The sequence below is a fragment of the Bradyrhizobium sp. 604_D8_N2_3 genome, from assembly GCF_051810765.1.
GTDB classification, from domain to species: domain Bacteria; phylum Pseudomonadota; class Alphaproteobacteria; order Rhizobiales; family Xanthobacteraceae; genus Bradyrhizobium; species Bradyrhizobium barranii.
Window position 1 is genome coordinate 7,143,384 of the sequence record NZ_JBPWPM010000001.1, and the last position, 13,398, is coordinate 7,156,781.

Annotated in this window: 12 protein-coding genes; 2 read left to right on the forward strand and 10 right to left on the reverse strand. The window is 64.9% G+C overall.

Features of this window, described 5'->3' with window-relative positions; all coding sequences use genetic code 11:
* The first annotated feature begins 109 nt into the window (after positions 1-109).
* Together AB7245_RS34285 and AB7245_RS34290 are read left to right on the forward strand one after the other, a co-directional pair.
* Positions 110-382 (forward strand): hypothetical protein, encoded by a 273-nt coding sequence (locus AB7245_RS34285; protein ID WP_028156484.1) that lies wholly within the window; start codon positions 110-112, stop codon positions 380-382.
* 111 nt (positions 383-493) lie between these two features.
* On the forward strand, positions 494-799 hold the full coding sequence (locus AB7245_RS34290) for a hypothetical protein (protein ID WP_014493104.1): 306 nt from the start codon (positions 494-496) through the stop codon (positions 797-799).
* Between the two features lie 332 nt (positions 800-1,131).
* On the opposite strand, the gene AB7245_RS34295 is transcribed toward AB7245_RS34290, so the two are convergent.
* The 10 genes from AB7245_RS34295 to AB7245_RS34340 form a co-directional block, all read right to left on the reverse strand.
* Positions 1,132-1,287, reverse strand: a complete 156-nt coding sequence (locus AB7245_RS34295; protein WP_014493103.1) for a hypothetical protein — start codon at positions 1,285-1,287, stop codon at positions 1,132-1,134.
* A gap of 115 nt (positions 1,288-1,402) precedes the next feature.
* Positions 1,403-1,918 carry a septal ring lytic transglycosylase RlpA family protein gene (locus AB7245_RS34300; protein ID WP_283017471.1) on the reverse strand — a complete coding sequence of 172 codons (516 nt, stop codon included), beginning with the start codon at positions 1,916-1,918 and terminating at the stop codon, positions 1,403-1,405.
* A 152-nt stretch (positions 1,919-2,070) separates the two neighbouring features.
* Positions 2,071-2,238: a hypothetical protein gene (locus AB7245_RS34305; protein WP_166101541.1), complete on the reverse strand. Its 168-nt coding sequence runs from the start codon at positions 2,236-2,238 to the stop codon at positions 2,071-2,073.
* Positions 2,239-2,268: 30 nt separating this feature from the next.
* Positions 2,269-3,519, reverse strand: coding sequence for a DUF1501 domain-containing protein (locus AB7245_RS34310; protein ID WP_259256473.1), 1,251 nt, complete (start codon positions 3,517-3,519; stop codon positions 2,269-2,271).
* A gap of 2 nt (positions 3,520-3,521) precedes the next feature.
* Positions 3,522-5,009 carry a DUF1800 domain-containing protein gene (locus tag AB7245_RS34315; protein ID WP_354102697.1) on the reverse strand — a complete coding sequence of 496 codons (1,488 nt, stop codon included), beginning with the start codon at positions 5,007-5,009 and terminating at the stop codon, positions 3,522-3,524.
* A 185-nt stretch (positions 5,010-5,194) separates the two neighbouring features.
* Positions 5,195-7,207, reverse strand: a complete 2,013-nt coding sequence (locus AB7245_RS34320) for a serine hydrolase (protein WP_354102696.1) — start codon at positions 7,205-7,207, stop codon at positions 5,195-5,197.
* 68 nt (positions 7,208-7,275) lie between these two features.
* Positions 7,276-9,795 (reverse strand): M56 family metallopeptidase, encoded by a 2,520-nt coding sequence (locus AB7245_RS34325; protein ID WP_354102695.1) that lies wholly within the window; start codon positions 9,793-9,795, stop codon positions 7,276-7,278.
* Positions 9,792-10,184, reverse strand: coding sequence for a BlaI/MecI/CopY family transcriptional regulator (locus AB7245_RS34330; RefSeq protein WP_014493096.1), 393 nt, complete (start codon positions 10,182-10,184; stop codon positions 9,792-9,794). The genes AB7245_RS34325 and AB7245_RS34330 overlap by 4 nt, the downstream gene beginning before the upstream one ends.
* A 351-nt stretch (positions 10,185-10,535) precedes the next feature.
* A complete protein-coding gene (locus tag AB7245_RS34335) occupies positions 10,536-12,188 on the reverse strand; it encodes an NAD-dependent malic enzyme (RefSeq protein WP_354102694.1) in 1,653 nt (550 codons plus the stop codon).
* Positions 12,189-12,350: 162 nt separating this feature from the next.
* Positions 12,351-13,349 carry a tripartite tricarboxylate transporter substrate-binding protein gene (locus AB7245_RS34340; protein ID WP_354102693.1) on the reverse strand — a complete coding sequence of 333 codons (999 nt, stop codon included), beginning with the start codon at positions 13,347-13,349 and terminating at the stop codon, positions 12,351-12,353.
* Between the last annotated feature and the right edge of the window lie 49 nt (positions 13,350-13,398).

The following is a 13,398-nucleotide window of genomic DNA, read 5'->3' on the forward strand; positions in this document are numbered from 1 at the left end:
TTTTCCCGGCTGCTGCGTTAAGCGCTTGGCATTAAGATGCAGCGATAGGTGTGGGCCCTGGCACGCAGATCCGCGTGTTGGGGCTATTTTTGTTGCGTGAGGCGAGACGATGGGAGACGTGGTTGCGGATTCAAAGGTCGATTTCGGAGCGCCTGCAGCCCTGCATAAATGGCCGTCGCTTGCGAACCAGCGCCGACCGGACAGGGATTCTTATCCGATAAGCGAAGGTACGCTCGACCAGTGCATATCGGCCTTCATGGAGAAGCCGGCCACGACCAGGCATCTCTATGAGATTCACACGATTGCGCAGCCGCCGCTGGTCACCGATATCCTCTCGCCCGAGCACGTCATCGAGCTATCGCGGTTGAGAGAATTTCTCTGATTGCGTGCAGACGCGGAAGCTGCACGCGCGCGACAAGCTTTTCATGAGGCAGGAACCTTCTACCGGATTTTCCCGTTAACCGGGATCGGAAGTCGAGACGAGAGCCCCAAGATGCTTGAAGCCGGCGTACCATCCGCGGTCGTGCCCTATGGCGCAGACCAGACCCTGTTCGTGGTGATTGATCGCCGCGACAAGGCGACTGAAATCCGCATCGAACGAAGCGATCTTGAAGCCACGATTGGCGAGCTTGTCGCCGGCTGCTTCAACGATCCGATCAAGGTGATCTCGTTCAACACGCTCGAGCATTGGATGAAGGACATCTCGACCGAAATCGCCGGCGAGATCAAGGCGCGCTGCGACATCGATGGCGTCCGGCTTCCCGACTATCTCAGCGACTTCGTCGAGAGCCATAGCTGACCTGACCGCGCGTCGTTCTCATTGATACGCTTCAAATCGCAGGCAACAACAAAAAAAGCGCCGCTTCCGCGGCGCTTTTCGTGTGGCAGCATTATTGTGTGAGCGTGATCTTATCGGAGAACCGCTCCATACTTTTCCGGATCGTGCTCTAGTGGTGCCAGAACAATGCCAGCAGCAGAACGATCGGCAGCGGCACGCCAAGCAGCCAAAGCAAAGCACCTCGTCCAAAACCCATGACTTTACTCCTCCACATTCATCATTGACATGACGCCAGAGACGAACAGAAGTTCCGCGCCTCGCAGCGAGGGCGAATGCGTCCAGTGCATGGTTTATCAGGCGCGCCGATACTTGCCGGCGATGACCTCGATTTCGCGGCGGCGTTCGCCGGCGAAGGTCAGGAGCTTTTCGATCGTCAGCGTATCCGTGATCCGTTTGGCGAGCCGCTCGGCGCGCGCGGCCTGATCTTCGAGATACTGGATCGTGTTCAAACGCCGCCTCCCCCGAGGACTCCAAATTGGAGCCCCGACTTGTTTGGGCACTCATGGTGCGCCAGGGCGACTAACACTCGGTTAAGCGGGGCGGCTCAAGTCAATCAATCGCGCTCTATCGCACCACGTCGAGCCGGACATTGGTGATGCCCTTGTCGACCATGCCGAGCGCCTCGGCCGCGGACGGCGAGATGTCGACCACGCGCCCGCGAACATAGGGCCCGCGATCGTTGACCCTGACGGTCACGAAGCGGCCTGAGGAGACATCGGTGACGCGCAGCTTGGTGCCGAACGGCAGGCTGGGATGCGCCGCGGTCAATTCGTTCTTGTCGAACCTCTCGCCGCTCGCGGTCTCCGTGTCCGAATAGAAGCTGGCAACGCCGTGCGAAGCGGTTTGCTTTGCGTCACGGTCGGGGACGCGTACCCGGCTGATCGGACGCGGATGCAAGGCCGCTACCCTATGGGGCCGCTGGACCGCAGCCTGCCGATTGGTGCCAAGATCGGCCTTCTGGCGGCCGACCGGCGATTGTGCGCAGGCGGCGAGCGATGCGGCACCGACGATGGCGAGCAGCAACCGGCATGAGCTTGCGAGGGAAATTCGGGCAGTTTCGGCACTTGCAATGCGAGACATGATGCGCCCTCCGAACTACCCGGAGTTTCGGCGGGCAATGAGGGCAGAACCTTGGCTGAAGGAAAGCAGGCTTAGGGCCACGACCGTTTCGCGCCGGCTGTGGCGATTCCACCACAGTGGCGTGTCCTAAGTCGAGCCAGACTCGCGAAAAACTAACCCGATACAACACGCCAGACGATCGGGCGCGTCTCCAGCTGCGCGTCGCTCGCCTCGGTGTCACCCTTCAGGAGCCGCATCAGCTCGCGCCGATAGAGCCGCCGCCAGCCGGTTTTCAGACTGGCGAGAAAGTCGAGTTCCCGTTGCGTCAGTGTGCACATCATGGACCCGATCCGGTTGCGCAGGCCGCGCCGTCAGCCGACGAGGCCGCCCATCGGCTTGACGTCAGCACTGCCGGGGAAGACCGCATCCGCCAGCACCTTCTCCTCGACACGCAGATGATCCCTGAGCAGGCCCTTCAGCACGGCGCGGAGATCGGTGGTCGGCTTGAGGTCGCGATCCTCGAACAGTTGCGCCGGCTTGAGGCCCGGCCAGTCCGCGATCACGCGGCCGCCGGCGAGCGCGCCGCCAATGAGGAAGGCGACCGTGCCCGTGCCGTGATCCGTGCCCTGCGTGCCATTGATGCGCGCGGTGCGCCCGAACTCGGTGACGACGGCGACGACCGTCTCGCCCCACACCTCGCCCATGTTGCTCTCGATCGCGGCAAACGCACCGTCGAGCGCGCCGAGCAGATTGTAGAGCTGGCCTGACGCTGCGCCTTCCGCGATGTGCGTATCCCAGCCGACGAAGCCCATCGCGCCGACGCGCGGGCCGTCGGGCTTGGCGAGATAGCGCGCGGCGGTTCCGGCGGCTTCGGCGAAGTAGGCGCGCACGCGCGCGATGCCGGGCGGCATCAATGTCGGATCGTCCGACATCGGATCGCCCGTGCCGGGCGCGCCGCCGAGCGAGGCGAGCTTCATGCGTGCCTGGAGCACGGTCGCAAGCTTTGGATCGGTGTGCTGGTAGAGATCGAGCAGGCGGTTCTGCGTGTCCTCGCTCGCCGGTAACAGTTTTTGCGGCACCCATGTCATGACGGGCGCCGAGCCGCGCACCACCAGCGGCGTCACCGAGCCGATGCCGAGCGCACGGCTGCCGCGCGGATCGACGCGCCCACCCGATTCCATCGCGAGCAGCGCGCGGTTGAGCCATCCCGATGCGGTGGCACCGGGCTTGGTGAACCCGCTCTCCAGCACGTCCTGGCCGTCGAAATGCGAGCGCTCGCGGTAGGGCGTCGCGGCGGCATGGACGATTGCGGCCTTGCCGGTCTTGTAGAGCCGGTGCAGGTTCGGCATCGCCGGGTTGAGCGCGAAGAAGGAATCGAGCGGCAGCGCCGGCGGCTTGCCGTCCAGCACTAGCGCGCGATCGCCGCGCAAGCCGACCCAATCGGGATCGCCGACCGGCGCGACCGCACCGAGACCATCGAGCGCGCCACGCAAGACGACGACGAGAAGGCGCGGATCGCGCCCTTCGGCGCGTGCGATCCGCGGCATCTGGCTCCACGCGAACAGCGCACCGGAGCCGACCAGAAGCTCGCGCCGCGTGGGCAAATGATTGACGAAGCCCATGCTCACCTCCTCTGAAAATCCGCCGACATGAACAACAATGCCAGCGCCTGCTGCCGGCTCTCGGCGCGGCCGACCGCCTGCTTCACCTCGGACGCGATCTGCGATGCGAAGACGTCCTCGATGATCCCCTGCGGATCAGCAGTGGCCGCCACGCGCTCGGCAAAATTGTTGGCGATGTCGAGCCGCCGGCCAATGCCGTCGATCCAGCTTGCCTCGTCATCCGGATAGCCCTTGGGCGCCGACGGCCGCCACAGCCCTTCGCCGAGCAGCTCCTGGCCCGCCGTGAAACGCGTGGGGTCGACGACCGTAATCCCCGTCGCGCGCACCATGCCAACGCCCCATTCGCTCGGACGCTTCAGTTTTGACGGCGACCCGCGCCACGCGTCGTCCGACGAGACCATCGTGATCGCGACCTGCTTGAGATCGCCCTCGGTGTCGCGGAACGTCTTCGCCATTTGTTCGACGAGTGGCGGAGGCGGCTCGTCGGCCACGAAATGCCGTGCGAGCTTGGTTGCGACATGGGTCGCGGTCGCCGGATGTGCAGCAAGGTCGCGCAGCACGGCGCGGCCCTGCTCGGCATCCTCCTGCTCGTAACGCTTGCCGAGCACCGTCTGCCCGCCGGGCTCGTGGAGCCGCGGGTTGAAGGTGAATTCGCCGCCGTGCTCCGGATTGTCTCCAGGAGGAACAAGCGTCCATCCCGTCAACACATTGGCGAAGCTGATCACGTCGTCCTGGGTGTAGCCGGTCCGCACACCCAGCGTGTGCAATTCCATGATCTCACGCGCAATGTTTTCGTTGAGGCCGCGGCTGCGGTTGATGCCGGCGATCGAGTTCGCGCCCATCGAGCCGAGATTATCGAGATAGAACAGCATCGCCGGGTGACCTTCGACCGCCAACAGAAGATCGACGAAGTGGCCGAGCGCATTGGCACGAACGGCCTCGCGCTCGTAAGCACCCGACATGCTCTGGATCTTGTAGGCCGAGATGCAGAAATGATTGGACCAGAACCACACCAGCCGCTCGGCAAAGCCGATGTCGGTGGCGAGCGCGGCTTCGGTGCGCAGCTTGGCTTCCTGCAAGTAGATCGGACGGCCGGGATCGGGAACGGCATCGGCCGCCTGCTTGGCCGCCATCTCGGCAGCATCCTTCTCCTGGCCCTGTGCTGGCGCTTGCCCCTCGGTCTGCGCCTGAGCCTGAGCCTGAGCCTGGTCACCCGGAGCAGTTGGCACCGCAGCCACCTGCTGCTTCTTGGCCTGTTGCTGCGCCTGCTTGGCGCGCGCGGCTCGCCGTGCATTGGCATCGGCCACTGTGCGATAGGCCTTCGCACTGGTGGGAAGGCTGGCGGCGGCGCTCAATCCGAGCGGCCGATCGAGCTCTGCGATCAACGCGCCGCGCGGGTCGGTCCCGACAGCCGCAAGTGATCCCGGTCGCGGCCCCATCCCGAACCGATGAAGCGCCAGCACCGCTTCAGCCTTTGCAGAATTGCTCATGGCGAACGCCCAATTCTCCGAGCCACCCGACGGCAGCGCGATGTTGCCGCGTGCGGACTACGAACCGTAATGCTACAGACCGTAACACTAGAGATCGGCTTGCGCAAGCCGGGATTGAAAACGCCGCTGCACTATCTCGGTAGAACAAGCGCGCATCCGCTGCCCGGCGGACGCGCGTGAGAGGCCTAGAAATTCGGCCCGAGCGCGATCTTCGCCGCGTGCTGCTCCCAAGGCCCAGGATTCAAGATGAGCCCAGAGACTTTGCCCGCGGCGTCCCTGACGAAGGCGATCCGGGTACGATCTTCGTCGGCTGCGGTGAATTCGTTGCTTGATGTCGCCACGAACGGGGTCGCCTTGCCCTTCTCGAATTCGAGGACCGGCCAGACCCCCGTCGCTTCCGCGACGAGCTTGCCTTCCGCGACGCGAACCTGAAGCCGGACCGAATTGACACGGCGGTCGGCTCTCACGACACTGAGGTCGTTCACGCCGTCTTGCCCTTTGTGGACGAGCTTCATCTTGACCGTCGTGTTGGCTGGCCCTCGCAGCTTGGCCAGGACATCGGCGAGCGCGAGGCCTCTGAGCGACGCGCCGTCAATTTCAGTGATGAGGTCGCCCGCCGTCACACCGGCCTTGGCTGCGGGGCTGCTGCCAGGGTTCGGCTTGTTGATCCTGAGCCCCTCCTGCTCCATGGCGACGAAATTCCCGATTCCAAGCCATCCGGTCTTGCCATCGGCCAGGCCCTGCCTGTCACGCGAGCTCACCGTGGCGCCGAAGTCATAGCTCCCGGCATAATCGGCGAGCGCTTCCGGGCTCAGGGTCACCGGCGCAACCGGCGGGACGGCGGACGACTCGGGAATCGTCAATGCGCCATAGACGAGGTGATTGATCCCCGAATACAGCACCGCCTGGCGCCCTTTGCTGCCGGGCGTCGCCTGGACCATCTGTACGCCGATCAATTGCTCGGCCGGATCGATCCAGAAATACGTGCTCCAATGTCCAGCCCAGGAAAAGCTTCCGACCGCTCCCGGTATCCAGCTTTGGACCGGATCGGTGCGGATGGCGAAGCCAAGCCCGAAGGTTGTTCCCGCGCGGGCGCCAACCTCGTCACCTCCGAAGATGGTGACACCCGATGGCAGTGCGTTCGTCGTCATCTGCTTCACCGCATGCTGGCTGAGCACGCGCACGCCATCGAGCTCGCCGCCATTGAGCAGCATCTGGCAAAAGCGGAGATAGTCGGGCGCGGTCGATACGAGTCCGCCGTCGCCGGAAAACAACTTTGGCGGCGTCGTGACATCCCAGATCGGCGGCCGTTCCGGCATGGGAGAATCGACCAGCCGATCGAGCTTCTCCTTCGGCACAAAGAAGCCGGTGTCGACCATATGCAGCGGACCAAAGATGCGGCTCTCCAGGAACTGATCGAAGGGCTGACCGGACGCCACTTCAACGACCCGGCTCAGCACTTCGGCGCTCCAGCCATATTCATGGACCTCGCCGGGCTCGTGCGCGAGCGGCAGGCGGGCCAGGCTCGACACGAATTCCGCCAACGTCGTGTCGCGTCTCCGCACGGCCCTCAAGCCGTAGAGCCCATGGATCGTCCGGATCCCGAAGTCGGCGCTTGCGTCGGCAAGGCCCCGTTCCGGGTAGGCAAAATCGAGCTCCGGATAGATCAGGCCAGACGTATGGCGCAACAGATCGCGAACCGTCATCGCACGTTTTGCTGGTTTTGGCAGACCGAGCCCGTACTCCATTTCGCCTGTCGCCGGGTCCGCCTTCTGGAAAGCGACCCGCATGTTCGCAAGCTCCGGCAGATATTGCGAGACGGGCGCGTCGAGGTCGAGCTTGCCCTCATCCACCAGAATCATGGCGGCGACACTGGCCACCGGCTTGGACATCGAGGCGATCCAGAAGATGGAATTCGTCTTCATCGGGACGGTCTTGGCGCGGTCCTGAAATCCGATGGCTTGCAAATAGGCGAGCTTGCCGCCCTTCGCGATGGCGACGACGGCACCGGGGAGAAGGCCGTCCGACGGCGAGAAAGAATCGAAGCGCGCCTGATACCACGGCGCGATCCGCGCCAGACGCGCGGCCGAGAACCCCAGGCTTTTCGCATCGCCCGGCGTCGCGAGGTCATCGGCGAACGCCGTCCCCGACAGGCAAAGCACAACGGGAATCGCCCACATCGATGCGACGAGTCTCACTCCGCAGTCTCCGCAGAAGCAGAAGCACAACAAATCTGAGCAGGCACTCCTGCGGCAGATGTGAACCGCTAGAAATTGGGTCCGAGCGCGATCTTCGTGATCGTGCCGTTCCTGACGCCGATGCGCCATTCCGCCGAGCCGTTGGCGAACTGGGCGACATAGATGTCGCTGTCGAGCGCGGTGACGCCACGGAACGAAACCGCGCGCAATGCGCCGAGCCGCGCCAGGATCGCCTGGTCGAACGGAAGCTGCTGACGCGTGATGTCGGCCACCTCCGACGTCATGCGCTCGTAGTCCGGCTGGCCCTTGCCGACGCCTTCGATATAGCGGCGCAGCATCTCCTCGCCATTGGCGACCGGAACGGCGCGGCGCGCTGCGCGCCCCGGCCGCGCGCCGATGTTCGACGCTTCGACATTGTGGAAGCGGGTCTGCCGCCCCGGCACGAGGACCTCGAGGCACCGCCCGGACTTGTCGGCAATCACCCAGGGGTTGTTCACGGTGGTCGTGGACGCCCAGGACACGTTGGGCCTGACGGTGCTCTGCATCCTGCGATTGCCATCGGCGTCGAGATTGAAGACCTGGATGTCGTCGCCCATCTCGTTATAGACCATGATCCTGATCGGCGAAGTGCCGGCGTGGCCGCGCACGCGCGCTTCCTCCGAGCAAGGCACGATACCGCCGAGCTCGTCATTGCCGTCGGGCCGGAAGATGACGTCGCCGGCCTTGCCGTCGGGCTCGATCATCAAGCGGAATTCTGCCGTGCCGTTCTCGAACTTCGCGCCATAGATGTCATAGCCGCCAGGGCCGACGCCGCGGAAGAAGAGCGATTCCACCACGCCTAGCGCCTGGAACGCCTCGCGCATTTCATTGAGCTGCCGGTGGACCTTGGCCGCAAGCGGCGCGCTCATGCGATCGTAGTTCGGCGTGCCGGCGCGCAGGTCTTCGATCCCGCGCAAGATCATCTCCTTGCCGCCCGCGACCGGGACCTGCTCCCTGAACCTGTCAGGAACTTCGGCAAGGCGGCGCGTGAAGTCCGCCTCGACCGCCTGGGCCACCGCTGCATCGACGCGAGGCGCGAGGCGCGCGCCGAACATCGCGCTCTGGACCAGCACGCGTGCGACCTTCGACTGCTCGTCGCGCAGGAAGATCAAGAGATGGTCGCCGCGGAAGGAGAAGGCGTCAGCGCCCTCGGCGAGGACCTGCGTTGCGCCCTGTCCCGTCTCACGCAACCAGAGACGATCGCCGTCACGCCGCAGCGTGAGCACGCGGTTCGGCGCGATCCTGTACCAGCCGACATATTGATCGAGCGACGCGGGGGCGACGGCCGCCGTCGGCGTCTCGGCGACGCGAACCGCGCGGATATCGCGGCCGTTCATGCGCAGCGTCAGCTCGGAGGAGCGGCGCTCCGCATCGAGCGGGAACGTGATCTCGCCGGACGAGGCCGCGTAGGCCGCGGTGCCGTCACTGCCAACCGTCAGGCGCAGCCTGCGCTGTCCGGTGAGCTGGCCGTAGAGGTCGTCGCCCTCGCGGAAGATGGCGAACACCGAGGCAGGACCCATGGCGTAGAAATTGACGAAGGGGCGGTAATGCTGGGCCGGCACCTCGCCGGTATCCGCAGCGACGGGCGCGGGGTCCGGGGTGCGATAGGCGATCATGCCGGCGGACACGATCACAGCCGGAATGATCGCGGCCGCGATCCACAGCCGCTTGCGCCAGCCGACCGCGACGGGCATGGCGGCGGCCGCGATGATGCGCTCGACGCGGGCGCGTACGGTCGATACCCGCGCCATCGCGAGCTCCACCGGCCGCGGATTTACGCTGGTCGCGACATCGAGCAGGATTTCGGCATAAGACCACCGGTCGTCGATGACTTCGATCGCCTCGGCGTCGCTGATGATCTCGGCGAGCTCGGCAAGGCGCGCGAGCTGCCACCACGAGAACGGACTGAACCAGAACACTGCACGGTTGAGCGAGGCGAGCAGCAGGACATAGAAATCGCGATTGGCGACGTGCGCGCCCTCATGCGCAAGCACCGCGAGGCGCTTCTTCGCATCCCAGCCGGAGAACTGCGGCGGCACCAGAATGGTCGAGCCGAACGTGACGGGACCGCCGACCTCGCGGCTGACGCGCACGTCGGCGTCGATCAGCTGCGGGCCGCTCATCGGCCTTGCCGCGCGTGCCAGACGCCAGGTCAGGCAGAGACCGATGGCCAGCCGCAGCAGCAACGCGCCGGCGACGCCGGCATAGACGATGGTGGCGACCAGCCACCAATTGATCGATACAGCAGCTTTTGCCGGCGCCACGACAGCCGCGCCCGGCGGAATTGGCAGCGCCGGTTGCGGGGCCTCCAGCATCGAGATGTCGGCCGGCAGGAAATCATCCGGCACGGATACCGGCAGAGGCATCCGGGTGATCGTCAGCGTCGGCCAATGCATCACGAAGGGCATCGCCAGCGATGCCAGCAGCACGACGACCCACGCCGTCATGTGGACGTGCGGATTGCGCACGCGAAACAGGTTGAGACCGAACCAGACGACGCCTCCCAGCACGAAGGAGCGTAGCGCCGCCTCAGCCAGAGTTGCGATCATTCTTTCTTCACTCCCCTCGCCTTCTTCGCCTTGGCCACCTGGTCGGCCAGTGTACGCAGCTGCTGCTGGTCGAGCATCGCATTGTCCACCATGCCGACGAGGACTTCCTCCATCGAGCCGTTGCAGAACCAGTCGACGATACGCTGCACCGCCTTGGCCGCGACCCGCGCGCGCTCTTCCGCAGCGTGGTAGACATAGGTGCGTCCGTCCACGGTGTGCCGAGCATAGCCCTTTTCTTCCAGCCGGCGCAGCACCGTGCGGACCGTGGATTCCTTTAGACGCCGCGACAGCCGCTCGCGCACGACTTCGGCCGTAACGGGACCATGGGCCCAAACCAATTGCATAACCTCGTGCTCGAGGTCGCCCAGTTCGGGCAAACGATCGTCCATGGCATCTGACCTTGCGGATTGAGTTTTCTTGTAACGCTACAGATCGTCGCATATGCGGCCGCGCCGCGCAACGGCGATTCCACCTGAAATGGCGTCGTGGGCCGGCCTGACGAGACGGATAAACTTTCGATTTTGGCCAGCAGCGTGCCTTGCCCCTCACCCGGATCGCTCACGCGATCCGACCTCTCCCCGCTGAAAAAGCGGGGAGAGGTTAAGAAGCGTCACCGCGAACGATCTGGCTGACCATCCGACGTCAGGGACGCACCACTCTCGCGCTCCCTCGCCCCGTTCTTACGGGGAGAGGGTTGGGGTGAGGGGCTGCCCCCACACGTTCGGCTGAAGTTGTGAGCCTCAATACTGCGGCTCGTACATCTGGGACTGGACCAGGCCCTTCACGTCGTTGGGAGCGGGGCCGTCGGCGAGACCGCGCTGGTAGGCGACGTCTGCCACCGCAACGGCGATGCGGGCCGAGACCTCACGGATGCGGGGCAGCGCCGGATAGAGGCTGCCCTGCGCGAGGTCCTCCTTGCCGACGCAATCGGCGAGCGTATGGGCGGCCGCCATGAACATCTCGTCCGTCACCAGGCGCGAACGGCTGGCGATGACGCCGAGGCCGACGCCGGGGAAGATATAGGAGTTGTTGCCCTGGCGCGGCACGAAGGTGCGGCCGTTGAGCGTCACCGGATCATAGGGACTGCCGCAGGCGAACAGTGCGCGGCCCTCGGTATAGCGGTAGGCATCCTCGGCCGAGCATTCGGCCTTCGAGGTCGGGTTGGAGAGCGCGAACACGATGGGCTGCTCGTTGAGCGCGGCCATCGCCTTGAGCACCTCGGGCGTGAAGGCGCCCCCGACCGCGGCGACACCGATGATCGCCGTCGGCTTCAGCGTCTTGATCGCGGTGAGGAAATCGGCGATCGGCGCTTGGCCGGCATGGGCATAGCGCAGCTTGTGGCCAGAGAGGCCATCACGGCCGCCGACGACGAGGCCGCGGGAATCCACCAGCCAGTTGCGCCGGAGAGCTTCCGCCTCGGAAATCCCCTCCGCCATCATGGCGGAGACGACGAGATCGGCGATGCCGGTTGCCGCCTCGCCCGCACCGAGGAACAGGATACGCTGATCCCTGAGCTTGCCGCCATTGACGCGCAGCGCGGAGAACAGGCCGGCGAGCGCCACGGCCGCGGTGCCCTGGATGTCGTCGTTGAAGACGCAGGCCTCGTCCCGATATTTGTGCAGCAGCTTGAACGCCGAGTGATTGGCGAAATCCTCAAACTGGATCAGCACGCCCGGAAACGTCTTTCGCGCAGCCTGCATGAACTCGTCGACGAAGCTGTCATAGGCCTCGCCGGTCAGCCGCCGCTCGCGCAGGCCCAGATAATAGGGATCATTCAAGAGCTCTTCGTTGTTGGTTCCGACGTCGAGCACGATCGGCAGGCAATGCTCGGGATGCACGCCGGCGCAGGCGGAATAGAGCGAGAGCTTTCCGACCGGGATGCCCATGCCGTTGGCGCCGAGATCGCCCAGCCCAAGGATGCGTTCGCCATCGGTCACGACGATCAGCTTGGCCGGATAGGGCCAGTTCTTCAGGATCTCCGCGATCTGGCCGCGATCGCGCGATGAGATGAACATGCCGCGCGGCCGCTGGAAGATCAGACCGTATTTCTGGCAGGCGAGCCCGACCGTCGGGGTGTAGATGATCGGCTGAATCTCGTCGATATTGTCGACGACGACGCGGAAGAACAGCGCCTCGTTGCGGTCATGCAGCGCATTCAGCGCGACGTATTTCTCCAGATCCGTCGGCAGCGTGCGCAGATTGGTCAGCACGCGCTCGACCTGGGTCTCCATCGTCAGCACGCAGGGCGGCAGCAGGCCGCGCAGGCCGAGCGCATCGCGCTCCGCTTCCGTGAAGGCGGTGCCCTTGTTGAGCAAGGGATCGCGCAGCAGCGTCATGCCGTGAGCGGGGTCGGATGATGTCGATTGGGCGCTGACCCGAGCAGGTCTATTCACGAAATCCCCCAGGGAGTTTCTTATTGAAGGGCAAACATTGTCGGCCAGCGCTCACCTGAGATCAAGGACGTAGAGACTCAAGGCTCGATTGTGATCTCGCACCGCAGCGAGATTTCGTGAAAAGCCGGCATTTGCGCGCGAGAAGAGGTCAACGCAGCAGAACTACTCGGGCTTGATGTCGGCGGCCTTCACGATCGGCCACCATTTCTCGGTCTCCGCCTTCTGGAATGCGCCGAGCGCCGAAGGCGATTGCTGGTCGGCAGGCGGAATCTCCTGCCCCAATTCGGCGAAACGCTGCTTGACAACGGGATCGGCAAGCACCGCGACGATGGCCGCGTTGAGCTTTGTGACGATCTCCTTCGGCGTGTTCTTCGGTGCCCAGATGCCGTGCCAGTAGGAGATGTAGAGACCGGGCAGGCCCGCCTCGTCGACGGTCGGGATATCAGGCGCGGACGCGAGCCGCGTCGGCGACGTCACCGCGAACGCCTTGATCGCGCCGTTCTTGTATTGCGGCAGCGAGTTCGAGGCCTGGTCGAACATGATGTCGATCTGGCCGGCGACGAGATCGATCATGGCGGGTCCGGCGCCGCGATAAGGCACGAACTGGAAATCGGTCCCGGTCTTCTCCTTGAAGAAGACGCCCGCGACGTGTGCGCCCGTGCCGGCACCAGCCGTGCCAGCAGTCGCCTTGCCGGGGCTGGCCTTCAGCCACGCAATCATCTCTTTCAGATTGTTGGCCTCGAGCGACTTCCGGCCAACGATCAGCTGCGTTCCCATCGCGATCGTCGCGACCGGCTCGAAATCGGCGATCACATCATAGGGCAGCTTGAAGATTGCGCCGTTCAGCACATGCGTGCCCCAATGGCCGATGGTGATCGTCGTGCCGTCAGGCGTCGCGCGCGCGACGCGGGCGCCCGCAATGCTGCCGGAGGCACCGGCGACGTTCTCGACCACGACGGTCGTGTGCAGCTGAGCGGCGATCCGCTCGGACAGGATCCGCGCCAGCGTGTCGGTCGGGCCACCCGCCGCGAACGGCACCACGAGGGTGATGGGGCGCGACGGGAACGGCTGGGCGCCCGCCGGTACGGTCCACGCCGCACATCCGATCAACGCGCAAATGACGATCACATGACCGCGTAGTCCGGCCCACAGCCCCTGCATTCCATCCACCCTTTTTCATCGCCCGCATGTTGTCAGCGGGCTGGGGCCG